Origin of the sequence: Leifsonia poae (genome assembly GCF_050632865.1) — a bacterium.
GTDB lineage: Bacteria > Actinomycetota > Actinomycetes > Actinomycetales > Microbacteriaceae > Leifsonia > Leifsonia poae_B.
Genome location: NZ_JBODSA010000004.1, coordinates 179,916 through 203,233 on the forward strand (window position 1 = coordinate 179,916; position 23,318 = coordinate 203,233).

Annotated in this window: 23 protein-coding genes and 2 pseudogenes; 2 read left to right on the top strand and 23 right to left on the bottom strand. The window is 70.4% G+C overall.

What is annotated here, in order from left to right:
* Window positions 1-6 precede the first annotated feature (6 nt).
* The 22 genes and pseudogenes from ACRAWB_RS18545 to ACRAWB_RS18650 all read right to left on the bottom strand — a co-directional run bounded on the left by ACRAWB_RS18545 (window position 7) and on the right by ACRAWB_RS18650 (window position 20,470).
* A pseudogene (locus ACRAWB_RS18545) lies at window positions 7-926 on the bottom strand (RluA family pseudouridine synthase).
* A complete protein-coding gene (lspA, locus tag ACRAWB_RS18550) occupies window positions 927-1,484 on the bottom strand; it encodes a signal peptidase II (RefSeq protein WP_431354693.1) in 558 nt (185 codons plus the stop codon). It lies immediately after the preceding pseudogene.
* A 31-nt stretch (window positions 1,485-1,515) separates the two neighbouring features.
* Window positions 1,516-1,890, bottom strand: coding sequence for a hypothetical protein (locus tag ACRAWB_RS18555; RefSeq protein WP_431354694.1), 375 nt, complete (start codon window positions 1,888-1,890; stop codon window positions 1,516-1,518).
* Between the two features lie 164 nt (window positions 1,891-2,054).
* A complete protein-coding gene (locus ACRAWB_RS18560; RefSeq protein WP_431354695.1) occupies window positions 2,055-2,339 on the bottom strand; it encodes a DivIVA domain-containing protein in 285 nt (94 codons plus the stop codon).
* Window positions 2,340-2,484: 145 nt separating this feature from the next.
* Window positions 2,485-2,781 (bottom strand): YggT family protein, encoded by a 297-nt coding sequence (locus ACRAWB_RS18565; RefSeq protein ID WP_064109309.1) that lies wholly within the window; start codon window positions 2,779-2,781, stop codon window positions 2,485-2,487.
* Window positions 2,782-2,865: 84 nt separating this feature from the next.
* The gene (locus tag ACRAWB_RS18570; RefSeq protein ID WP_363806202.1) at window positions 2,866-3,393 is read right to left on the bottom strand and encodes a cell division protein SepF; all 528 of its coding nucleotides are present in this window, start codon (window positions 3,391-3,393) and stop codon (window positions 2,866-2,868) included.
* Window positions 3,394-3,432: 39 nt separating this feature from the next.
* On the bottom strand, window positions 3,433-4,146 hold the full coding sequence (locus tag ACRAWB_RS18575) for a YggS family pyridoxal phosphate-dependent enzyme (RefSeq protein WP_431354696.1): 714 nt from the start codon (window positions 4,144-4,146) through the stop codon (window positions 3,433-3,435).
* Complete coding sequence (gene ftsZ / locus ACRAWB_RS18580) at window positions 4,112-5,290, bottom strand: cell division protein FtsZ (RefSeq protein WP_363804719.1); 1,179 nt, start codon at window positions 5,288-5,290, stop codon at window positions 4,112-4,114. Before ftsZ ends, ACRAWB_RS18575 begins: the two co-directional genes overlap by 35 nt.
* Window positions 5,291-5,435: 145 nt before the next feature.
* Window positions 5,436-5,591 carry a hypothetical protein gene (locus ACRAWB_RS18585; protein ID WP_431354697.1) on the bottom strand — a complete coding sequence of 52 codons (156 nt, stop codon included), beginning with the start codon at window positions 5,589-5,591 and terminating at the stop codon, window positions 5,436-5,438.
* On the bottom strand, window positions 5,588-6,307 hold the full coding sequence (locus ACRAWB_RS18590; protein WP_431354698.1) for an FtsQ-type POTRA domain-containing protein: 720 nt from the start codon (window positions 6,305-6,307) through the stop codon (window positions 5,588-5,590). The genes ACRAWB_RS18585 and ACRAWB_RS18590 overlap by 4 nt, the downstream gene beginning before the upstream one ends.
* 121 nt (window positions 6,308-6,428) lie before the next feature.
* A complete protein-coding gene (gene murC / locus ACRAWB_RS18595; protein ID WP_431354699.1) occupies window positions 6,429-7,874 on the bottom strand; it encodes a UDP-N-acetylmuramate--L-alanine ligase in 1,446 nt (481 codons plus the stop codon).
* 67 nt (window positions 7,875-7,941) lie between these two features.
* The gene (locus tag ACRAWB_RS18600) at window positions 7,942-9,012 is read right to left on the bottom strand and encodes a UDP-N-acetylglucosamine--N-acetylmuramyl-(pentapeptide) pyrophosphoryl-undecaprenol N-acetylglucosamine transferase (RefSeq protein ID WP_431354700.1); all 1,071 of its coding nucleotides are present in this window, start codon (window positions 9,010-9,012) and stop codon (window positions 7,942-7,944) included.
* A complete protein-coding gene (gene ftsW / locus ACRAWB_RS18605) occupies window positions 9,009-10,268 on the bottom strand; it encodes a putative lipid II flippase FtsW (RefSeq protein WP_431354701.1) in 1,260 nt (419 codons plus the stop codon). The genes ACRAWB_RS18600 and ftsW overlap by 4 nt, the downstream gene beginning before the upstream one ends.
* A complete protein-coding gene (murD, locus tag ACRAWB_RS18610; protein ID WP_431354702.1) occupies window positions 10,225-11,778 on the bottom strand; it encodes a UDP-N-acetylmuramoyl-L-alanine--D-glutamate ligase in 1,554 nt (517 codons plus the stop codon). Before murD ends, ftsW begins: the two co-directional genes overlap by 44 nt.
* Window positions 11,775-12,890 carry a phospho-N-acetylmuramoyl-pentapeptide-transferase gene (mraY, locus tag ACRAWB_RS18615; protein ID WP_431354703.1) on the bottom strand — a complete coding sequence of 372 codons (1,116 nt, stop codon included), beginning with the start codon at window positions 12,888-12,890 and terminating at the stop codon, window positions 11,775-11,777. The genes murD and mraY overlap by 4 nt, the downstream gene beginning before the upstream one ends.
* Window positions 12,887-14,310: pseudogene (locus ACRAWB_RS18620) on the bottom strand (UDP-N-acetylmuramoyl-tripeptide--D-alanyl-D-alanine ligase). The gene mraY and the pseudogene ACRAWB_RS18620 overlap by 4 nt, the downstream one beginning before the upstream one ends.
* Window positions 14,311-15,855 (bottom strand): Mur ligase family protein, encoded by a 1,545-nt coding sequence (locus tag ACRAWB_RS18625; protein WP_431354704.1) that lies wholly within the window; start codon window positions 15,853-15,855, stop codon window positions 14,311-14,313.
* A 28-nt stretch (window positions 15,856-15,883) separates the two neighbouring features.
* Window positions 15,884-17,626 carry a peptidoglycan D,D-transpeptidase FtsI family protein gene (locus tag ACRAWB_RS18630; RefSeq protein WP_431354705.1) on the bottom strand — a complete coding sequence of 581 codons (1,743 nt, stop codon included), beginning with the start codon at window positions 17,624-17,626 and terminating at the stop codon, window positions 15,884-15,886.
* A 19-nt stretch (window positions 17,627-17,645) separates the two neighbouring features.
* A complete protein-coding gene (locus tag ACRAWB_RS18635; protein WP_431354706.1) occupies window positions 17,646-18,314 on the bottom strand; it encodes a hypothetical protein in 669 nt (222 codons plus the stop codon).
* On the bottom strand, window positions 18,311-19,300 hold the full coding sequence (rsmH, locus tag ACRAWB_RS18640) for a 16S rRNA (cytosine(1402)-N(4))-methyltransferase RsmH (protein ID WP_431354707.1): 990 nt from the start codon (window positions 19,298-19,300) through the stop codon (window positions 18,311-18,313). Before rsmH ends, ACRAWB_RS18635 begins: the two co-directional genes overlap by 4 nt.
* A gap of 116 nt (window positions 19,301-19,416) precedes the next feature.
* Window positions 19,417-19,848 carry a division/cell wall cluster transcriptional repressor MraZ gene (mraZ, locus tag ACRAWB_RS18645; RefSeq protein WP_064109324.1) on the bottom strand — a complete coding sequence of 144 codons (432 nt, stop codon included), beginning with the start codon at window positions 19,846-19,848 and terminating at the stop codon, window positions 19,417-19,419.
* A 238-nt stretch (window positions 19,849-20,086) separates the two neighbouring features.
* The gene (locus tag ACRAWB_RS18650) at window positions 20,087-20,470 is read right to left on the bottom strand and encodes a DUF3040 domain-containing protein (RefSeq protein WP_431354708.1); all 384 of its coding nucleotides are present in this window, start codon (window positions 20,468-20,470) and stop codon (window positions 20,087-20,089) included.
* A gap of 77 nt (window positions 20,471-20,547) precedes the next feature.
* On the opposite strand from ACRAWB_RS18650, the gene ACRAWB_RS18655 reads away from it, so the two are divergent.
* A complete protein-coding gene (locus tag ACRAWB_RS18655) occupies window positions 20,548-21,678 on the top strand; it encodes a polyprenyl synthetase family protein (RefSeq protein ID WP_431354709.1) in 1,131 nt (376 codons plus the stop codon).
* 18 nt (window positions 21,679-21,696) lie between these two features.
* Here the strand turns inward: ACRAWB_RS18655 and ACRAWB_RS18660 are convergent, their stop codons facing one another.
* Window positions 21,697-22,038 (bottom strand): Rv2175c family DNA-binding protein, encoded by a 342-nt coding sequence (locus ACRAWB_RS18660; RefSeq protein ID WP_431354710.1) that lies wholly within the window; start codon window positions 22,036-22,038, stop codon window positions 21,697-21,699.
* Window positions 22,039-22,189: 151 nt separating this feature from the next.
* On the opposite strand from ACRAWB_RS18660, the gene ACRAWB_RS18665 reads away from it, so the two are divergent.
* Window positions 22,190-23,293: a LysM peptidoglycan-binding domain-containing protein gene (locus tag ACRAWB_RS18665; RefSeq protein WP_431354711.1), complete on the top strand. Its 1,104-nt coding sequence runs from the start codon at window positions 22,190-22,192 to the stop codon at window positions 23,291-23,293.
* The last annotated feature ends 25 nt before the right edge of the window (window positions 23,294-23,318 follow it).

A 23,318-nucleotide genomic window follows, 5' to 3' on the forward strand; every position in this document is an offset into this window, starting at 1 on the left:
TCCTTTTTACGAATCGCGGAGCACGTCCAGGGCGTGTTGAAGGTCGTCCGGGTAGGTCGTCGTGAAGGTGACCCACTCCCCGTCGCCGGGTGCTCGAACGCCAGCTGGACGGCGTGCAGCCACTGCCTGGTCAGCCCCAGTTTCGCGCTCAGCACGGGGTCGGCGCCGTACATCGCGTCGCCCACGCAGGGGTGCCGCTGCGCCGCCATGTGGACGCGGATCTGGTGCGTTCGGCCCGTCTCCAGGTGGATCTCGAGCAGGCTCGCGGACGGGAACGCCTCGATCGTCTCGTAGTGCGTCACCGACGGCTTGCCGCCCGCCACGACCGCGAACTTCCAGTCCGACCGGGGATGGCGCCCGATCGGCGCGTCGATCGTTCCGGTCAACGGGTCGGGGTGGCCCTGGACGACCGCGTGGTAGATCTTCTCCACCGTGCGGTCGTGGAAGGCGCGCTTGAGCGCCGTGTACGCGCGCTCGGACTTGGCGACCACCATGAGGCCGCTGGTGCCGGCGTCCAGCCGGTGCACGATGCCCGCGCGCTCGGCGGCGCCGGACGTCGAGATGCGGAAGCCCGCCGCGGCGAGAGCCCCGAGCACGGTCGGACCCTCCCAGCCGACGGAGGGATGCGCGGCGACGCCGACGGGCTTGTCGATCACCACGATGTCGTCGTCGTCATGCACGATGGTCAGCTCCGGCACGGCGATCGGGACGATCTCGACGTCGGACTTCGGCTGCCACGACACCTCGAGCCAGGAGCCGGCCGTCAGGCGGTCGGACTTGCCCGCTTCGCGCCCGTCCACGGTGACCCCGCCCGCCTCGGCGATCTCGGCCGCGAAACTGCGGGAGAAGCCGAGGAGCTTGGCCAGGCCCGCGTCGACGCGTGAGCCCTCCAGCCCGTCCGGGATGGGGAAGCTGCGCGATTCCATCTAGCCCTGCGGCTTGTCGTTCGTGGTGTCCGTGGTCGTCGGCTCGTCGGCGGCCACGTCCTCGGCCTCGGTCTCTTCGTCATCATCGCGCGCCCGCCGCCCGTCCAGCCCGATCCCGCGCAGGGTCAGGATGAGGAAGAGCACCATGCTCGACACGATGGCCACGTCGGCGAGGTTGAAGATCGCCGGAAGCAGCGGGATCTGCAGGAAGTCGACCACGTGGCCGACGCCGAAGCCCGGCGCTCGGAACAGCCGGTCGGTCAGGTTGCCGAGCAGCCCGCCGAGCAGCAGCCCGAACAGGACGGCCCAGGCCGTCGACCGGATCCGTGGCGCGTACCAGATGACGAACCCGAGCACGCCGACACCGACGATGGAGAAGATCCACGTGGACCCGCTGCCGATCGAGAAGGCCGCTCCGGCGTTCTTGACGAAGTGGAACTGGAGAAGCTGACCCAGGACCTCGATCTGCTGGCCCTCGAAGAGGTTCGACACGACCAGGACCTTGGCGATCTGGTCGATGAGGTACACGCAGAGCGCGACCACCGCCAGGACCGCCAAGGCCCTGAAGCTGACCTTGGGCCGGGAAGGACTAGCCTCCAAAGCCGGGGAAGGTCGAGGTCTGACCCGAGTTGCTGGAGTCGTCCGAGCCGCCGGCCGACACCGGTGCCGGCACGCCGCCACCCGCGCTCACGGGAGCGGCAGAGCGTGCGCCCGCGTTCTGCCCGCTGCCCTGGACGGGCGCGTCGAGGTCGCGGAGCTGGCTCTCGATGTACGACTTGAGGCCCTTGCGGTAGTCGCGCTCGAACGAGCGGAGCTCGTCGATGCGGCGCTCGAGGCCGCTGCGCTCCTGGTCGAGGGCGCTGATCTGGGCACGCTGCTTCGACTCCGCCTCGGCGACGATGCGGGCGGCGGTGGCGTGACCCTCGGCGATGAGCTGGTCGCGCTTCTCGACGCCCTCGCGCACGTGCTCCTCGTGCAGGCGGCGGGCCAGCTGCAGGAGGTTGTTGGTGGCGTTGGGGTCGTTGGCGTCGTCGGCCGGCGCCTGGTAGGCGGGGGCCGCCTGCTTCGACTGCTCGGCCTGCTGCTTGGCCTGAGCGGCCTCCTGCTGGGCCTGGGCGAGGCGCTGCTTCAGCTCCTCGTTCTCGCGCTGCAGGCGCTCGGTCTCGGCGTTGTCCGCCTGTGCGGGGCCGCGGCCGGGGCTGCGCCGCCCTGGCCGGCACTGCGCTGCAGCTCCGCGATACGCGAGTCGGCGGCCACGAGGCGCTGCTTGAGCTCTTCGTTCTCCTGATTCAGGCGACGCAGCTCGACGACGACCTCGTCGAGGAAGTCGTCGACCTCGTCCTGGTCGTAGCCCTCGCGGAACTTCGTCGGCTGGAACCGCTTGTTGACTACATCTTCCGGAGTCAGCGCCATGGCAAGCCACCTTCGATCGTGAATTGGTACGGGATCGCGTTACCCAACGCTAGCAAAACGGGCGTCGGTCGCGCACTTCACCGCACGGTCTCAGCGCGGCTGATCCACGATACAACGGGGCTCACCGCGGAAACGGGAACGACGCTCAGCGGAATCCCAGCGTGACGTACAAGCCGATGATCACGACGAGCATGGTGAGGCTCCACCCGAAGTCGATCGCGATCGGCCCCATCGACAGGCGAGGGATGATGCGGCGGAAGAACCGGATGGGCGGATCGGTCACCACGTACGTCGACTCGGCGAGCACCAGGCCGAAGCCGCGCGGACGCCACTGACGGGCGAACACGCGCACGAGGTCCAGGACGAAGCGCGCCCACAGCACGAAGAAGTAGATGAGCAGCGCGTAATAGAGGACAGTCGCGATGAGCGAGACGACGAACACCCTCCCAGTATGGACGAAAGCGCACCGGCTCCCCTGGGAGGTAGCCGGTGCGCTTTCGAGTGTCGTGCGCGCTGCGTGAGGCCGTCAGGCCTGAGCGAAGAAGGAGGCGTCGACCTCCGCGTCCTGCCCGCCGTGCTCGCCGGAGACGACGACGTGGCTGGGCGAGAGGAGGAAGACCTTGGGGGTGACCCGCTCGATCTTGCCGTAGAGGCCCTGCGAGAGGCCGCTGGCGAAGTCGATGAGGCGGCGGGCGTCGCCCTCGCTCATCTGCGAGAGGTTGATGATGACCGGGATCCCCTCCCGGAACGACTCGGCGATCGCCTGGGCGTCGCGGTACTGGCGGGGGTGGACCGTGAGGATCTCGTTCATTTCCTGTACCGATGCATTCCGTGCGGTTTTCGACGTGCGCAGCGGCGTGACCGGAGCGCGGCCGGCCGCGGGAGCGACCGGAGCGGGGTGTGGGACGGCCTGGACCGGCGACGCGGCCGGGGTGCGCTCGGGGGCTTCGCGGCGGGGCTGGTGCTGAGCCTGCTCCTGCGGCTGATCCTCGAACTCCAGCTCCTCGTCGGCGAGGCCCAGGTAGACCATCGTCTTCTTCAGCGGGTTGGCCATGGCTTCCTCCGTACGCACTTCGAACTCTTGCTTTCGAGATTAACGAAGCTCCGGGCGATTCCCGGTAATGGCCGTCCCGATGCGAAGGTGTGTCGCGCCTGCGGCGATCGCCTCGCGGTAGTCCTGCGACATCCCGGCGGAGATCGCGGAGGCGTCCGGAGCGAGCGCACGGACGCGGTCGGAGGCGTCCCGCACCCGAGCGAAGGCGCGGGCGGGCTCCTCCCCGAGCGGGGCGACGGCCATCACGCCGAGCAGGCGGAGGCCCGGGGTGGCGAGCACGTGCTCGACCAGCGGCTCGAGGTCGCGGTCGGCGACGCCGCCGCGGCCCGGGTCGTCGGTGAGGTTGAGCTGCACGAACGCGTCCACGGTCGACCCGGCGTCGTCCTCGCGCGCGGCCAGGGCGTCCACCAGGGACACCCGGTCGACCGAGTGGATGACGGAGGCGTACCGCCGCGCCTGCCTCGCCTTCTTGCTCTGCAGCTGGCCGACGAAGTGCCAGGTGAGGTCGAGGTCGGCGAGCTCCGCCGCCTTCTCCTGCGCCTCCTGGTGCCGGTTCTCCCCCACGTCGCGCACGCCCAGCGCGTTGAGCTCGCGCACGAGTGACGCCGGGTGGAACTTCGTCACGACGATGGTCGTCAGCTCTTCGGGCGAACGGCCCGCGGCCCGGGCGGCGTCGGAGACGCCCTCCCGGACCGCGGCCAGCCGCTCGGCCAGCCCGTTACTTGAGGAAGTCGGGGATGTCGAGGTCGTCATTCTCGTCGTCGAACGCCGGGTCCTTCTGCGGGGCGGCCTCGGCGACCGGCTGCTCGCCGGTCTGCCAGGCGGAGGTCTCGGGGGCCGGGATCTCGCCCGCCTCCACCTCGGCGGAGGACTGCACCTGGGACTGCTCGGAGCCGGCCTCCACGAAGCTGGCACGACGTGCGTCCACCGCGGCCGGGCGCGCGTTCGGCTCGCCGCCGTCGAAGCCCGCCGCGATCACGGTCACGCGCACCTCGTCGCCGAGGGTGTCGTCGATGACGGCTCCGAAGATGATGTTCGCCTCCGGGTGCACCGCCTCCTGGACCAGCCGGGCGGCGTCGTTGATCTCGAAGATGCCGAGGTTCGATCCACCCTGGATGGAGAGCAGGACGCCGTGGGCGCCGTCGATCGAGGCCTCCAGCAGCGGGGACGCGACCGCCAGCTCCGCGGCCTTGATCGCGCGGTCGGCGCCACGGGAGGAGCCGATGCCCATGAGGGCGGAGCCCGCACCCTGCATGACGGACTTGACGTCGGCGAAGTCGAGGTTGATGAGGCCCGGCGTGGTGATGAGGTCGGTGATGCCCTGGACACCGGCCAGGAGCACCTGGTCGGCCGTGGAGAACGCCTCGAGCATGCTGATGCCGCGGTCGCTGATCTCCAGCAGCCGGTCGTTCGGCACGACGATGAGGGTGTCGACCTCTTCCTTCAGGCGCTGGACGCCGGCCTCGGCCTGCTGCTGGCGGCGCTTGCCCTCGAAAGAGAACGGCTTGGTGACGACACCGATGGTCAGCGCGCCGATCGACTTCGCGATGCGCGCGACGACCGGGGCGCCGCCGGTGCCGGTGCCGCCGCCCTCGCCCGCGGTGACGAAGACCATGTCGGCGCCGGCCAGCGCCTCCTCGATCTCCTCCGCGTGGTCCTCGGCGGCGCGGCGGCCGACCTCGGGGTCGGCGCCGGCGCCGAGACCGCGGGTGATCTCACGGCCGACGTCGAGCTTGACGTCGGCGTCGCTCATGAGCAGCGCCTGCGCGTCGGTGTTGATGGCGATGAACTCGACGCCGCGGAGGCCGAGCTCGATCATGCGGTTGACGGCGTTGACGCCGCCTCCGCCGATGCCGACGACCTTGATCACGGCGAGGTAGTTCTGGTTTGCTGTCACGTCCGGCCTCCACGGGAACGTTCAACCTCAAGTTGAAGCTTAAAGTCTTGCTGAGTATGCAATTCTTGATCCGACGTTAGGTGCGCCGAGCCTCCGCCTGCGGAACCCCGCGCGCGTGTCGGGAAAAGTCGCAGTCATCACGCGGTCAGCCCGTCGTGACACTGTGCGGGGACGAGACGTCGTAGCGGCCGGCGTCGGGGGCGCTCTTCAGCAGCGCGGCGAGATCTGCCGCCTTCAGCGACGAGTTCTCCGCGCTCCCCCAGACCACTGTCGCACGGCTGCCGCGCAGGGTGAAGCTCACGTCGTCCTTCGTCTTGGCGGCGATGGTGTCGACCTGGGCGCGCACGTCGGCCGGCAGGGCGCTGAGCACGCCCGCGGCGGCCGCGAAGCCGGAGTCGGCGTCGACGTCAGCCGCTCCCCGCTCGCGGCGATCAGCGGGTAGCCGTCGGGGCGCTTCTCGCTGCTGGCGATGGGCACCTTGGCCGCATCCACCAGGGTGAACGCGGTGCCGCGCTGGATGACGCCGACCGGCTGCCGCTCTACCACGCGCACCACGATCGAGTCCGGCGGATGGCTCTCGACCGTGTAGCTGCGGATGAGCGGGAACGCGGCGAGGTCCGCCGAGATGGCCGCCTGGTCGAGCAGCGGCAGCGGCGTGCCCAGCTGGTCGGAGAGCTTCTTCTCGACGGTCGCAGCATCCAGCCGGGATGTGCCCGTCACTTGGATGTGCTTGAGCGCCAGCAGCGGCGAGTACGCGATGATCGTCACGGCGAGCACCAGCGCGACGACGACGCCGGCCGCGGCGAGCCAGGCGTAGCGGCGGCGGCGCGAGCGCTTGGTGAACCGGCGCACCTCTCCGCGCTCCAGCCGCTTGCGCTCGCGGCGCGCAGCGCGGAGCGCTTTGTCGATCTCGCGGTTGCTCGGGAGGCGCGAGTACGGCGACGCATCCGGCTCCCGTTGCGGGGCGGTCCGCTCGCCGGTGGGGTCGGCGGTCAGGATGGGGACCGGCTCGGTCACCGTGCCGACGGATCGGCGCGACTCCCCGCGGCTCGACTCGGCATGGGCGTCCTGAGGGCGCGCCGGAGAAGCCGCCGGGGAGGCCGACCGATCGAAACCCTGGGGACGCTTCACGCGGTGGTCACTCCGCGGTCGCCGCGGCGGTCGCCGTCGTCTCCGGGTGCTCGCGCTGCAGCGCGTCCAGGAGCTGCGGGACGATGCGGTAGACGTCGCCGCAGCCGAGGGTGATCACGTAGTCGCCCTCCCGCGCGATGCGCGCCGTGTGGTCGGCGGCCTGCTGCCAGTCGGCGATGAACGCGACGTGCTCGGGATGCTCGAAGCGGTCGGCGACCAGGGCGCCGGTGACGCCGGGCTCGGGGTCCTCACGCGCGCCGTAGACGTCGAGCACGACGGTCTCGTCCGCGTACCGCTCCAGCGTCTCGGCGAACTCCTTCGCGAACAGGCGCGTGCGGCTGTAGAGGTGCGGCTGGTGGACCGCGATGATCCGGCCGTCGCCCACGACCGTGCGGGCCGCGGAGAGCGCGGCTGCGACCTCGGTCGGGTGGTGCGCGTAGTCGTCGTAGACGCTCACGCCGCCGACCGTGCCGTGGAGCTCGAAGCGGCGCTCGGTGCCGCCGAACTCGGCGATCGCGGCGAGGGACGCCTCCGGGTCGAAGCCGAGGCCGGTGAGCACGGCGAAGGCGCCGCCGGCGTTGATGGCGTTGTGGCGGCCGGGGACGCGCAGCTGCGCGCGGTAGTCGACGCCCTGGTACCGCAGAGTGAACGCGACGGGCCCGTCGGTGACGATGGAGTGGACGCGGACCTCCGCGTCCTCCGCCTCGCCGAACGTGACGATCCGCTTGTCCGGAGCCTGCTCGCGCAGCCGGTTCGTGACGTGCACCGCGCCGGCGTCGTCGGAGGACACGACGACGAACTCGTCGGACTCGCGGGCGAAGGTCACGAAGGCGTCCTCGAAGGCTTCCAGCGACCCGTAGTGGTCGAGGTGGTCGGGGTCGACGTTGGTGATGAGTGCGACCGCGGTGTCGTACAGCAGGAACGAGCCGTCGGACTCGTCCGCCTCGACGATGAACAGCTCGCCCGTGCCGGTCTGCGAGCTCTTCCCGAGGGACGCGATGACGCCGCCGTTGACGAAGCTCGGGTCCTCGCCGAGGCCGAGCAGGCCGGTGATGATCATGCCGGTCGACGTGGTCTTGCCGTGGGCGCCGGCGACGGCGACCAGGCGGGACTTGTTGATCAGCCAGGCGAGCGCCTGCGACCGGTGCAGCACCGGCAGGCCCTTCGACAGCGCCAGCTGGTACTCCGGGTTGTCCTGCCACAGCGCGCCGGTGACGACGAGCGTGTCGGCGTCGCCGACGTTGGCCGCGTCGTGGCCGATCGCGATGGTGGCGCCGAGGTTCCGCAGGGTGTCGATGTTGGCCGAGTGCCGGACGTCCGATCCGGTGACGGCGTAGCCGGCCTCGAGGAACAGTCGGGCGATGCCGCTCATCCCCGAACCGCCGATGCCGACGAAGTGGAGCTTTCCGAGCTCTTCCGGGAGGGCGAGGGTCAGGTCGGGCTTGATCGTCACGGGTGCAGCTTTCGGTTACGCGAGAAGGTCTCCATTACCCCTCTAGGCTACGCGGAGAAGGTGCGGATCAGCCGAGGGCGCTCCGGATGAGGGCCACCATCCGGTCCGACCCGTCGCGGACGCCCGCGGAGGCGGCGCGCCTTCCCATCTCGGCCGTGCGGTCGCGGTCGGCGAGCAGCGGGAGCAGTTGCGCATCCACCCACGGCGGCTGGAACTCCGCGTCGTCGACGAGCAGGCCGCCACCCTCCCGGATGACGCCGACCGCGTTGTAGCGCTGCTCGCCGTTACCGATCGGGAACGGCACGTACACCGCGGGGATGCCGAGGGCGGCGAACTCGCTGACCGTCGCGGCGCCCGCACGCGCCACCGCGAGGTCGGCGATCGCGAGGGCGAGGTCCATCCGGTCGCAGTACTCGAGCAGGCGGTAGCCGTCCACACCCGGGTCGGTGAGCTCGCCGCGGCCGCCCTGGATGTGGAGCACCTGCCAGCCGGCGGCCGCCAGCTCGGTCGCGCGGGCGACGATGGTCTGGTTGATGCGGCGGGCGCCGAGCGATCCGCCCGTCACCAGGAGCGTCGGGCGGTCGGGCGACAGCCCGAACTCGGCGGCGGCCTCCGGGCGCGCGGCGGCACGGTCGAGCTGTTCGATCTCGACGCGCAGCGGCATCCCGACGAAGGTCGCGTTCGGCAGCGGCGTTCCCTCGAAGGCGACGCCCACCCACGGCGTGTAGCGGGCGCCGAGGCGGTTCGCCAGGCCGGGCCGCGCGTTCGCCTCGTGCAGGACGAGCGGCACACCCGCCTTGCGGGCGGCGGAGTACGCGGGCGCGGCGGCATACCCGCCGAACCCGACGACGGCGTCGATCCCGCGGGACGCGATCAGGTCGCGCACGGTCTGGATGCTCCGGCGGTACTCCCCCGGGAACCGCAGCGCGGCCGCGTTCGGGCGCCGAGGGAACGGCAGCTTCGGGATGGTCGCCAGCTCGTAGCCGCGCTGAGGCACGAGCCGCGCCTCCAGCCCCTCCGCGGTGCCGAGCACCAGGACCTCGGCGTCGGGGTCGTCTCGGCGCAGGCGGTCGGCGACGGCGAGCAGCGGATTGACGTGGCCGGCGGTTCCACCGCCGGCGAGGAGGTAGCGGGTCACCGGCGCGCGCCCGTCCGGTCTGCGATCGAGTCGCGGTGCGACTCCCGGGCGAACGACAGCACGATTCCGATGGCGAGCATGGAACTGATCATCGCAGTTCCTCCCGCAGAGATCAGTGGGAGCGGCACGCCGAGCACCGGGATCACCCCCAGCACGACCGCGATGTTGACGAACGCCTGGCCGATCAGCCACACCATGATCGCCGCGGTCGTGACGCGCGCGAACGGGTCCGTCGACGCGTGGATGATGCGCAGGAAGACGATCGCCAGCAGGACGAACAGCAGCAGGACGACGACCGCGCCGATGAGACCCAGCTCCTCGCCGATGATCGCGAAGATGAAGTCGGTGTCGGCGGCCGGCAGCCACGACCACTTGGAGTGGGAGTTGCCCAGCCCGACACCGAAGACCCCGCCCGAGGCGAGCGCGTAGAAGCCGTTCTTGATCTGCCAGTCGACGTCGGGGTTCGCGACGCTGGTGCCGCCGAAGAACGCCGAGATGCGGCCGATACGGCTCGCGCTGCTCAGCGCGACGCAGACCGCCACGATGGCGACGAACACCAGCCCGGTCGCGAGGAAGCGGAGCCGGACGCCGGCGAAGTACAGGGCGCCCAGGATGAGTGCCGCCATGATCATGGTCGTGCCCAGGTCACCGCCCAACGTGACGAGAGCCGTCGCACCGCCCGCGACCGGTACGACCGGGATGGCGACGTGCTTCCAGTGGTGCAGCATGTCCCGCTTGCGGGCCAGCACGATGCCGAGCCAGACGACGAGCGCGAGTTTGATCGCCTCCGAGGGCTGTGCGGTGAACGAGCCGATCTTGATCCAGTTGCGATTGCCGCCGATCTCCATGCCGAGGGGCGTGAGCAGCACGAGCACCTGCAGGAAGCAGGCGGCGGCCAGGAAGAACCAGATCGTCTTCCGCCAGAACGCGCGTGGGATGCGCGAGACCAGGAGCATGAGCGGCAGTCCGACGAGTGCGAACACTCCCTGCGACCAGAACCGGGCGAAGAAGTTGTCGCTGTCGTTGTGCGACTCCACCGCCGACGACGACAGCACCATCACCAGGCCGAAGACGACCATGAACAGGGTGACGCCGAGCAGCAGGAAGTAGTTGGCCGACTCCGAGGTCATGGACCGCCCCAGCCCGATGCGGGTGGTGAGGGCGCTCAGCCGGCCGGCGGACTCGTGCTCGGCCGGATCGTCGGCGGGACGCTCAGCCCTGCTGCGGGTCGGGACGCGAGGCGGGCTCGTCGTCATCCGCCTCACCTCCCAAGTACTCGTGCACGGCCGCCTGGAAGCGGCTTCCGCGTTCTGCGTAGTCGGCGAACTGGTCCATCGACGCCGCCGCCGGAGCCAGCAGCACGGTGTCGCCCTCGCGGGCGAGACCGCCGGCCAGCCGCACCGCCGTCGGCATGACCTCCCCAGTCTCGTCGGCCTCGACCTCGACCACCGGAAGCTCCGGCGCGTGTCGCTGGAATGCCGCGCGCAGCGCATCCCGGTCGACGCCGATGAGCACGGCGCCGCGCAGGCGGCCGACGTGCTTGCCGACCAGGTCGTCCACATCCACGCCCTTGAGCAGGCCGCCCACGAGCCAGACCACCGAGGGGAACGCGCGCAGCGACGCGTCGGCGGCGTGCGGGTTGGTGGCCTTGGAGTCGTCGACCCAGTTCACGCCGTCCTGCGTGCGCACCAGCTCGATCCGGTGCGCGTCGAGGCGGAACGCGGTCAGCACATCCCGGATCACCTGCGGCGAGACGCCGTAGGAGCGGGCGAGCGCGCTGGCCGCGAGGATGTTCGCCACGACGTGCGGCGCGGCGAGGCCCGCCTCCGCCAACTCGTCGAGCGTCGTCAGCTCCAGCGCCGCGTTCGCCCGGTCGTCCAGGAAGGCGCGGTCGCAGAGGATGCCGTCGACGATCCCGAAGTCGCTGGGGCCCGGCACGCCGAGGCCGAAGCCGATGGCGCGGGCGCCCTCGGTCACCTCCGCCTCCTCGACCATCCGGAGCGTGTTCTCGTCGGCCTTGTTGTACACGCAGGCGACCTGCGTGTTGTCGTAGACCTTCGCCTTCGCGGCGATGTACGCCTCCATCGAGCCGTGCCAGTCGAGGTGGTCGTCGGCGATGTTGAGGCACGCGGCCGAGAACGGCGAGAGCTCGCCGCCGGGGTTCCGATTGACCCAGTGCAGCTGGTAGCTGGAGAGCTCCACCACGAGCACGTCGAAGCCCTCGGGGTCGCGGATGGCGTCGAGCACGGGCACGCCGATGTTGCCGCACGGCGCGACGCGGTTGTCGCCGGCGAGGATCATCGTGGCGGTCAGCTGCACCGTGGTGGTCTTGCCGTTGGTGCCGGTCACGCAGATCCAGTCGGCAGGGCCCTCGGCGCCATCCGGGCGCGCGACCTTGTCCCGCAGCCGCCAGGCGAGCTCGATGTCCCCCCAGACCGGGGTCGCGCGCGCCTCCGCCCACAGCAGCAGCGGGTGGTCCCAGTGGAAGCCGGGCGACACCACGACGAGCTCGGGGTCGAACTCCGCGAGGCGGTCCGGCGGGGTCGACAGGTCCTCCTGTTCGACCAGCTCGGCGCCGATGACCTCGAGCAGCATCCGTCGCTCGTCATCGGCCTTCGCGGCGACGACGAGCACCTGCGCGCCCAGCTCGGCGAGCGTGTCCGCCACCGAGAATCCGGTCACGCCGAGACCGTAGACGGCCACACGCAGTCCGGACCAGTCGGCGTACCAGCTGGTCAGCTCCTCGAACCGCCGTGTGTCGCTCATGTGGCCAGCCACTCCAGGTAGAACGAGCCCACGCCCGCCGCCACCAGCAGGCCGCCGATGATCCAGAACCGGACGACGACCGTCACCTCGGCCCACCCCTTCAGTTCGAAGTGGTGATGGATCGGACTCATGAGGAAGATACGCCTGCCGTGGCTGAGCTTGAAGTACGCCCGCTGCACGATCACCGACCCGGCCTCGATCACGAACAGACCGCCGATGAGGATGAGCAGCAGCTCGGTGCGGCTCAGGATGGCCAGCGCGGCGACCGCGCCGCCGAGCGCCAGGGAGCCGGTGTCGCCGAGGAAGATCTGCGCGGGCGAGGTGTTCCACCACAGGAAGCCGACGACCGCGCCGACGATCGCGGTGGCCACGATCGCGAGGTCGAACGGGTCGCGGACGTCGTAGCACTTGGCGACGTTCTCGACGCTCAGTTTGACGTTCGCGCACGACTGGATCGACTGCCAGAAGCCGATGATGATGTACGCGCCGATGGCGAGGATGGACGCGCCGGAGGCGAGTCCGTCGAGGCCGTCGGTCACGTTCACGCCGTTCGAGGTGGCGGCGACGAGGAAGTTGATCCAGATCAGATACAGGCCGTAGCCCACCAGCACGCCGATCACGCCGAACTTGGTGATCGCGCCGAAGTCGATCGCCGGCAGGTCGCGGATGAACGACACGCTCATCGTGGCCGGCGTGTAGTCATTGCCGTTGGGGAACCGGATGGCCAGGAACGCCCAGACGGACGCCACGATCACCTGACCGGCGACCTTCGCCCAGCCGGTCAGCCCGAGACTGCGCTCACGCCGGGTCTTGAGGAAGTCGTCGATGAACCCGACGATCCCGAGTCCCACCATGAGGAACAGCACGAGCAGTGCCGAAACGCTGGTCTCGTCGCCGGTGAGCAGCAGCGCGGTGAAGTAGCCGAACAGCGTGCCCAGGATGACGACGATGCCGCCCATCGTGGCCGTCCCGCGCTTGGCGTGATGGCTCTGCGGTCCGTCGTCGCGGATGAACTGCCCCCACTGGAGGCGGCGGAACAGCCGGATGAACAGCGGCGTCAGGAACAGCGTGAACGCCATCGACAGCGCACCGGAGGTCAGCAGGGCTCTCACGAGAACGACTCTCCCAACCGGTCGCCGAGGAAGCGCAGCCCGGCCGAGTTGGACGATTTCACGAGCACGGTGTCGCCGGAGCGCAGGGAACCCTGCAGGTGCTCGAACGCCTCGTCCTGGGTCTCGAAGTACACGGACTCGCCGTCCCACGAGCCCTCGTTGATCGCCGTGATGTGCATCCGACGGGCCTCGGGCCCGACGACGACCAGCTGGTCGATGCCGAGGCGGACGACGAGCAGGCCGATCCGGTCGTGCTCCTCCCCGAGAACTCGCCCAGCTCGCTCATCTCGCCGAGCACGGCGATCGTGCGGCCGCCCGGCTCCGCGATCTGCGCGAGCGTCTTGATCGCCGCCGCCATGGAGTCGGGGCTCGCGTTGTAGGCGTCGTTGATCACGGTGACCTCGTCGTTGCCGAGCACTTCCATGCGGCCGCGCTCGGCCGTCTTCACGGACTGCAGGGCCGTCACGATGGTGTCGATGTCGACGTCGAGGACGTACGCGGAGGCCGCGGCCGCCAGCGCGTTCATGACGTGGTGCTCGCCGAGCACCTGGAAGCGCACCGGGCGCGACTCGCCCTCTCCGCCGTCGCGCGGCGGCAGGTGCAGCGTGAAGGAGGTGCCGCGCCGGTCGGAGACGATGTCGGTCGCACGCACGGCGGCCTGCTCGTCGAGGCCGAACCACAGCACGCGGGCGATGGTCTTGTCGGCCATCGTGCGCACACGCGAGTCGTCGATGTTCAGGATGGCCACATCCGAGTCGAGCAGGTCGGTGACCATCTCGGTCTTCGCCTGCAGCGTCTTCTCGATGCCGCCGAACTCGCCGGCGTGCGCGAGGCCCACCTTGAGGACGACGCCCACGTCGGGACGTGCCATGCGGACGAGGCGAGCGATCTCGCCGATGCCGCTCGCGCCCATCTCGGCGACGAGGAACTGCGTCTCCTCGCTGACCTGCAGCATCGTGACCGGTGCGCCGACCTCGTTGTTGAAGGACGCGCGGGGCGCGATGGTCGGGCCGACCTGCTCCAGGACGGCGCGCAGGAGGTTCTTGGTCGTGGTCTTGCCGTTCGAGCCGGTGATGCCGACGATCTTCAGCAGGCCGAGGGCGCGCACGCGCGCGATGACCTCGGTCGCCAGGTCGCCGAGCGCGACCACCGTGTCCTCGACGAGCAGCTGCGGCACCGGGAGGTCGAGCGCGTGGTCGACGACGAGCAGCGCGGCGCCGGCCTCGACCGCCTGCGGCGCGAACAGGTGGCCGTCGGTCACCTCACCGGGCTTGGCGAAGAAGATCGTGCCGGGCACGACCTCGCGGGAATCGGTGGTGGAGAGGCCGTCCACGGTGGTGTCGGGCGTGGCGTCCGTGCCGTCGAGCAGCAGGGTGCCGCGGGTGGCCTCGGCGATCTCGGCCAGGGTCATCGCGATCATCTACAGCCACCCGGCCTCTCGGAGCGCGAGACGGACGTCCTCGCGGGCGGAGTACGGCAGGCGCTGGCCGGCCACCTCCTGGTAGTCCTCGTGCCCGGGCCCGGCGTAGAGGACGACGTCGCCCTCTCCGGCCAGGGACAGCGCGGTGCGGAAGGCGGCGCGGGGGTCCGGGACCTCGTGCAGGTCGAGGTCGGGGACGGCCGTGCGGGCGCCCTCGAGCAGGGCGGCGCGGATGGTCGCCGGATCCTCCCAGCGCGGGTGGAAGTCGGTGATCACCACGGCGTCGGAGCCGCGGGCGGCGATGGCGCCCATGTCGGTGCGCTTCGTCGTGTCGCGGTCGCCGTCGGCGCCGAACACCATGACGATGCGGCCGTCCGTCACCTTGCGCAGAGCGCTGAGGGTCGACAGGAACGCGTCGGGGCTGTGGCCGTAGTCGATGAACACGACGGGCCCGCGGTCGCCGGAAAGCCGCTCGGCCCGGCCGGGAATGTAGGCGTCGATGCCGCCGTCGCGCTCGAGCGCGGCACCGATGGCGTCGAGGTCGTAGCCGGACTCGACGAGCATGACGATCGCGAGGGCGGCGTTGGCCGCGTTGTAGGCGCCGAGCAGCGGGATGCTGGTCTCGAGCCGGCGCCCGTCCGGGCCCTCCAGCGCGAACGCGGTGCGCTCCAGCGTCTCGTCCGTCACGGTCAGCGTCCACTCGGCGTCCGAGCCCGGCGAGCTGGACAACGTCGCGACGGGGATGCGGGACTGCTCCACCAGCTGCCGGCCCCAGTCGGAGTCGACGGTGACGACGCCGCGGCGGGCGCGATCCGGCTGGAACAGCTCCAGCTTGGCCGCGAAGTAGTCGTCCATGGCGGCGTAGTCGTCGAGGTGGTCGTGGCTGAGGTTCGTGAAGCCGACGACGTCGAACACGATCCCGTCGACGCGATGGCGGCTGAGCGCCTGCGCGGAGACCTCGATCGCCGCGGCGCGCACGCCCTCCTCGCGCATCCGAGCCAGCAGCGCGTGCAGCTCGCTGGCCTCCGGAGTGGTGAGCTTGCTCGTGATGACCGTGTCGCCGATGCGGCGCTCGGCCGTCGAGCTGAGGCCGGCGACGACGCCGAGCTGACCCAGGATGGCGTTGAGCAGATAGACGACGCTCGTCTTGCCGTTGGTGCCGGTCACGCCGAACAGCGTCGCCGAGTTCTCGTCGGTGCGGTAGATCCAGGCCGACACGGCGCCGAGCGCGGCGCGCGGGTCGGGCGTGACGATGACCGGCAGGCCGGAGTCGGCGGCGAGGGCAGCGCCCTCCTCGTCGGTGAGCACGGCGACCGCGCCCGCCTCCGCGGCGGCGGCGGCATACGCGGCCCCGTGGGAGTTGCGTCCGGGCACGCCCACGTAGAGGTCCCCCGGCTCGACGGCCGAACTCGCCAGGGCTGCGCCGGTCACCTCGACGCCGTCGAGGTCGCCGCGGCAGTCAAGGCCGAACTCCGCGACCAGCTGGGCGAGCGGGCGGGCGACGGGATGCTCGGGGCGCAGAGAGGATGGCGCCGGTCCTGTCACGGGGCTCACTTTCGGTAGACGGTGTTCATCAGTAGTAGGGCGGATAGCCCGCCGGGCTCGACGTCGACGGCTTCACCCGGTAGGTCTTCAGCACTTGACTCATGATCGTGTGGAACAGCGGAGCGGCCGCTGCCGACGAAGTAATGGTAGTCGGGAATCCGAGGTTGACCGAAACGACGTACTGCGGATCGTCCACCGGCGCGACGCCCATGACCGACACGTAGTACGACGGCAGATAGCCGCCTTTCCCGTTCGGCTGCTGGGCCGTTCCGGTCTTCGCGGCGACCCGGTAGCCGGGGATCTGGAGCTGCTTCTTGAGCTCTCCGTCGTTCACCACCGACTCCATCATCCCGAGCGTGGTGGACGCCGCCTGAGCCGAGACCACCTGCGTCGCCTTGGCGTTCGGGATGTCGGTCACGGTGCCGTCCGGGTGCTCGCAGCCCTCCACGAACGACAGCGGGATGCGGGTGCCCCCGTTGGCGAGCGCCTGGTACGCGCCGACCATCTGGATCTGCGTGGCCGAGACGCCCTGACCGAACATGGTCGCGTACTTGGTCTGGTCGTCCCACTCGCTCACCGGGTGGAGCACGCCGTCGGACTGGTCGGGATACGGCAGCCCGCTCGCTTCTCCGATCCCGAACTTCTTGAGGTAGTCGTAGCGTGTCTGGTCGCTGAGCGCGCGACCCAGCTGCGACATGCCCGTGTTCGACGACATCATCAGCACCCCGGTGAGGGTGAGCCGCAGCGGATCGTGGTAGCCGGAGTCGTGCAGGTCGGCGCCGTTGCCCGACTTCCACGAGTAGGGCGCGAGCACCTGCGTCGTCGGCGTCGCCTTGCCCTGATCGATCAGCATCGCGGCGGTGAGCGCCTTGAACGTCGATCCGGGCTCCCGCGGGTCGGTCAGCGGCTGGAGCCGCCAGTACGACGGGTCGGTCGCGTCGATGTTATTCGGGTCGAGCGCCGGCCACTGCGCGATCGCCTTGACCTTGCCCGTCTTCGCCTCCGCGACGGTGACGAACCCGAACTTCGAGCCTGTCGCGGCCACCTGCTGGGCCAGCGTCTGCTCGGCGAACCACTGCATGTCGCCGTCGATGGTGAGCTTGAGGGTCCCGCCGTCCTTCGCCTGCTTCTGCACGACCGTGCTGCCGGGGATGGCGACGCCGTCGGCGCCTCGCTGGTAGGTCTCCTCGCCGTTCTGGCCGGCGAGACACGTGTTCTCGCTCTTCTCGAGTCCCGAGTCGCCGCCGTCGGAGAGGAAGCCCAGCAGGTTCCCGGCGACCGCGCCGTTCGGATAGCTGCGCGCCTGCTTCTTGGTGAAGGTGAGCCACGGGTACGGGAGCTTGTCGAGCTTGTCGAAGGTGCCCACGTCCATACCGGACTTGATCAGCACGTACTGCGACTTCGGGTCGGCCTTGAGCGCCGCGTCGATCAGGGCCACGACCGCATCGCCGCCCTGGCCGGTGATGGCGCCGATCTTCGCCGCCGCCTCGACCATCTTGGCGCGGCCGCCGGCGATCGCGTCCTTCGGCGACGCGGCGGCGGTGTACGTGTAGACCGTCGTCGCGAGCACCGTGCCGTCGGCGTCGACGATGTCGCCGCGATTGCCCAGCAGCGGCGTCGAGACCTCTTTGGCGGTGACGGACTGTCGCTGCAGGGCATCCGCCCGCACCACCTGGATGTCGACGAGCTTGGCGCCCAGGATGCCGACGGTCGCCGCGACGGCGAGCACCGTCACAGCGGTCCGCCGCCGCAGCATCTTCTTGCTGACCATGCTCCAGCCCGTTCCGTCGTCAGTGCGTCACCGGAGTCGGCAACGCTCCCTGCAACGGTACGGTCGGAGCGGTCGGGGACGCGGTCGCCGCACCCTGACCTGTGGAATTCCCAGCCTGAGATCCGGTTGTGGACGCTTTCGCGCCGGCGGCGGCCTTCTGCTGCGCGGCGGTCACCAGCGGCACGCCGGCCAGCTGCGCGTTCGGCACCAGGTTGCCCTGCGCGCCGGTCACCGTGCCGGCCGCGCCGTTCGCGGGCGCCGGCGCCCCCAGCACCGCGCCGTCGGACAGCCGGAGGTAGGCCGGGCTGCTGTTGCTCACCATCCCGAGCGCGTTGGCGTTGGCCGCGAGGTTCTGCGGCGACGACACGCGGTTGAGGTCTTCGGACGCGGCCTGGTACGACCGCTGCAACTGCGTCTGCTTCGCCTGCAGGCTGTTCAGCTGGTAGGCGCCCTGCGAGATCCCGATGCTCAGCAGCAGCTGCGACACGACGATCGCGAGCAGCGTTCCGACGGCGATCACCGCGTACAGGGCCCGCGGACGCGCACGCCGCTGCGACCGCGTCGGGACGACCTCGAGGTGGGTGCGCTTCGGCTCCTCCGCCGGGGTCGGGAGGGCTCCGCCCGTCCACAGAGCGGCAGGCCGCCTGCGGTTCGGCGCCGGGACGGCCTCTGCCAGGGTGGTGCTCACGGGCGCCTCCTCGTCTGTTCGGTGGTGGATGCCGCGGGGCGTACCCGCTCGGCGGCGCGCAAGCGCACCGGCGTGGCTCGCGGGTTCGCGGCCTTCTCGTCGTCGTCCGCGAGCTCGGCGCCGCGGATCAGCAGTTTCAGTTCGGGCCGGTGCTCCGGCAGTTCGACCGGGAGACCGGCGGGAGCGCTGGAGGTCGAGCGGGTCTGCAGCTCGCGCTTCACGATGCGGTCCTCGAGCGACTGGTACGCCTCGACGACGATGCGGCCGCCGACGTTCAGCGTGTCGATGGCCGCCGGGATGGCGCGTTCCAGCACCGCGAGCTCCTGGTTGACCTCGATCCGCAGCGCCTGGAAGACCCGCTTGGCCGGGTGCCCTTGCCGCTGCTGGGCCATGGGGGTCGCCTTCGTGATCAGGTCGACCAGCTGGCCGCTCCGCTCGATCGGCTGTCGCTCGCGCTCCTCGACGATGCGCCGCGCGTAACGGCCCGCCAGCTTCTCCTCGCCGTAGTCGCGGAAGATGCGGCGCAGGTCGGCCTCCGAGTACTCGGCGACGACGGTGGCCGCAGTCAGCTCGCTCGTGCCGTCCATCCGCATGTCGAGCGGGGCGTCCTTCGAGTACGAGAACCCGCGCTCCACCCGGTCGAGCTGGAGGGACGAGACGCCGAGGTCGAACAGCACGCCGTCGATGTGATCGAAGCCCTCGCCCTCCACGGCCTCGCGGATGCCGTCGTAGACGGTGTGGACGAGGTGGACGCGGTCGCCGAAGCGCTCGAGCCGCTGCCCCGCGATCGCCAGCGCCTCGGGGTCGCGGTCGAGCCCGATCAGCGTCACGTCGGGGAAACGCTCCAAGATGCCGGCCGAGTGGCCGCCCATCCCGAGGGTCGCATCGACGAACACCGCGCCAGGCCGTGTCAGCGCGGGCGCCAGCAGTTCGATGCAGCGCTCGAGCAGCACCGGGGTGTGGATCTTGTCGTTGGAGTCGGTCATGGCTGTTCGGGACGGTCCGCGTGCCCCTGGTTCCGGATCCCCATCCATCCCGACCTGACACCGGGGAAGTGGTGTCAGGGCGTATGGCTGGGAGTCCGGCGTCAGGGACAGAGCGGTCAGAAGAGTCCCGGGATCACCTCCTCCTCCGTGCTCGCGAACGCCGCCTCCTGCTCGGTGAGGTAGGTCTCCCAGGCGGTGGCGTCCCAGATCTCCGCGCGGCTGCCCGCGCCGATCACGACCAGGTCGCGATCGAGTCCCGCGTACGAGCGGAGCGCGGCCGGGATGGTCACGCGGTTCTGCTTGTCCGGGACCTCGGCGCTCGCCCCCGAGAGGAACACGCGCAGGTAGTCGCGGGCCTGCTTGCTCGTCACCGGCGCCTGACGGATCTTCTCGTGCAGCGATTCGAACTCCCGCTGAGAGAAGACGTAGACGCAGTGCTCCTGGCCGCGGGTGAGGACGAGGCCGGACGCGAGCTCATCCCGGAACTTGGCCGGCAGGATGATGCGCCCCTTCTCGTCCAGCTTGGGGGCATGCGTACCGAGGAACATCGGCTGCCACCCCCACTCTCCCGGCCCAGGTTGCGGTGTGCCTCCACTTTACTCCACTCTCATCCACAAATCGACGCACTCTAGCCTTAATGCCCCGAATTGGGTACGTGGAGGCCCGGAATTCCGCGGCAAATAGGGGTGGAGGAAAATGGAGTGGGAGGGATGCCCCGAGCGCATGAAAAAAGGGCCGATCTGACGATCGGCCCTTTCGGGAGAGTCCGTGGAGCGGAGTGGAGGGCTAGCCCTCGCCACCGCCGTCGTTGCGCTTGTCCCAGCGGTCGTTCATGCGGTTCATGAACCCGGTCTGGCCTCCGCGCGCCTTGGCCCGCTTCGGCTCGGCCGCGCCCGGCTCGACCGCGACGCGCTTGCCCGGGGCGATGGCCACCAGGACGCCGGCGAACATGACGACGAAACCGAGGATGCCGACCAGGGGCTGCTGGAACCACACGCCGAGGACGAGGACGATCACACCGACGACCGCGAGCAGGATGCCCAGCACGATCGACCGGTATGCGGGTCTAGCCCGCTTGCCACCGACCTTGGCGACGAAGTCCGCGTCGTTCTGGTAGAGACTGCGTTCCATCTCTTCGAGGAGGCGCTGCTCGTGTTCCGAAAGCGGCATCCGGATCCCCTCTTTCTCGTGGGTTCGAGGCTAGGTGAGCCTGATTCTAACCTCGCGGGTCTGGCTAGGCTAGGCGTGTGTCTGAAAGCATCCGGTTCGTCGACCTCATCCAGTCGAGAATCGATGGATTCTTCGAATCACGCGCCTCCATTCTCGTCTCCATCGCCGATGAGCTCTCTCCGGTAGCAGGGTTCTCAAGGGATTTTCTCAGCGGCGGCAAGCGGTTCCGCGCGCTGTTCTGCTTCTGGGGCTGGCAAGCCGTGCGCACGGCCGACGACGTGGTCGACGACGGCAGCGATGCGGGATCGGTCCCTGCCTCCGCGGCCCTCGACGCGGTCGTCTCCGTGGCGAGCGCGCTCGAGCTGTTCCACGCGGCCGCCCTCGTGCACGACGACATCATCGACAACTCCGACACGCGCCGCGGCGCCCCGGCCGCGCACAAGCGGTTCGAGCACCTTCACGACCAGGAGGGCTGGGGCGGCTCGGGCGCAGCGTTCGGCTTGGGCGCCGCGACTCTGCTCGGCGACCTGCTCCTCATCCTGAGCGACGAGCTCTTCGACGAAGGGCTCACCCAGCTCGTCAGCGCCCCCGCCCGTCGCGCCGCCCGCGCGGAGTTCAACCGGATGCGGCTGGATGTGACCGCCGGCCAGTACCTCGACATCTTCGAGGAGATCGGCTGGCAGGGCCGCCCGGACTCCGACCAGCTGGCCCGGGCGGAGCGGGTCATCGTCTTCAAGTCGGCGAAGTACTCCATCGAGTCGCCGCTGCTCATCGGCGGCGCCCTCGCCGGCGCGAACGTCGGCCAGCTGGAGGCGCTGCGCGACTTCGGGCTCCCCCTCGGCATCGCCTACCAGCTGCGGGACGACCTGCTCGGCGTCTTCGGCGACGCCGACGTGACCGGCAAGCCCAGCGGCGACGACCTGCGCGAGGGAAAGCGCACGGTGCTCATCGCGCTGACCCGCGAGGCCATCCCGTCCGGAGCACGGGCGGCCCTCGACGAACTGCTCGGCGACCCCGACCTCACGCCGGAGCAGATCCGGACGATGCAGCTCACCATCCGCGAGTCGGGCGCGGTGGAGAAGGTGGAGCGGATGATCGCGGACAACGTGTCCCGGGCGATCGCCGCGCTCGACGCGGCGCCGCTCGGAGCGGCAGCCAAGGCGCACCTGCGCGACCTCGCGACGACGGTCACCCGCCGGACGGCGTGACGCGCGGGGCCGTGTTCGCTACGCGAGCGCCTGCGCGACCCGGCGGACCTCCGCCTTGCGGCCGGCGCGAAGAGCCTCGATCGGCGACGTGCCCAGGCTCTCCTCCTCCGCGAGCAGCCAGTCGACCGCCTCGTCGTCGCTGAAGCCGTCGTCGGCCAGCACGATGAGGGTGCCGTGCAGCTCGCTCAACGGCTGACCGTCCTTCAGGAAGGCGGCGGGAACCTTGAGGACGCCGTCGACGCGCTTCGCGCCGAGATGACGGTCTTCGATGAGGCGACGGACCCGGCTCACGCTCAGGCCCAGCAGCTCGACGAGGTCGGGGACGGTCAACCACTCCGTGGTCTGGACGGGCTCGCTCACCCTCCCAGCGTGCCACGAGTGGGCCGGACGCGCACGTTCGCGCGATTGTTACGATCAGGTAAACTCCTGTCACATGCGTCACTTGCGTTGACTTGCATATTCAACCGTGCCAGCGTGGTATGTCGACGTGTCACTCGAACAGGGGGTCCCCATGGCTCAGGCAGACACCGGCAGAATCCGCGGCGTGCTCGGCACGGTGCCGATCGCCGTGGCGAGCTCGCTCGCGGTGACGATGGGACTGGTCACGCCGGCGCAGGCGGCTCCCGCAGAGCACCGCGCCACGGACCGCGCCGGGGACACCGGCGAGGTCGGCGCCTTCGGGCGCTCGACCGTCGTCAGCACGATCGACCGCACCCCGGAGGCGTCCGCCGCGCAGACGACCGTGGCCGCCGCTCCGGCGAGCTACCGCGTCCAGTCGGGCGACACCGTGTCGGGCATAGCCGCGCGGTTCGGCCTTTCGACGGCCGCCGTCCTCGCCATGAACGGGCTGAGCTGGAAGAGCCTGATCTTCCCGGGTCAGGTGCTCGCGCTGGCGGGCCCTGCCGCGGCGCCGGCCGCGCCCGCGCCTGCTGCACCCGCGCCCGCACCGGCAGCTCCGGCGCCCGCCACCACGACGTACACGGTCGCCCGCGGCGACACCATCAGCGGCATCGCCGGGCGCTTCGGCGTCACCACCAAGGCGGTCCTCGCCGCCAACGGCCTCAGCGCGTCCAGCCTCATCTTCCCTGGGCAGAAGGTCCGCATCCCGGGTATCACCACCGCCGCGGTCAACACGCCCACGCCCGTCGTCGCCGCGCCGGTCGTCGCGCCCGCGCCGCGGCCGACGGTCGCCCCCGGGCAGGTCGTCGCCCTCACCGACGAGATGCGGGGTAACGCCGCCCTCATCGTCCGCCTCGGCCGGCAGCTCGGCGTGCCGGACCGCGGCATCGTGATCGCGCTGGCCGCCGCCGCGCAGGAATCCGGCCTCCGCAATGTCCGCTATGGTGACCGCGACTCGCTCGGCCTCTTCCAGCAGCGTCCGAGCACCGGATGGGGAACGCCCGACCAGGTGCTCGATCCCACGCGCGCCACACTCGCCTTCTACGGCGGCGCGTCGAACCCCAACAAAGGACGCACGCGCGGCCTGCTCGACATCCCCGGATGGAGCGGAATGACCGTCACGCAGGCGGCCCAGTCCGTGCAGCTCTCGGCCTTCCCCGACGCCTACGCCAAGTGGGAGACCTCCGCCCGGGCGTGGCTCGCCCAGCTCGGCTGACGGCCGTGCGCGCGGCGGAAGGTCA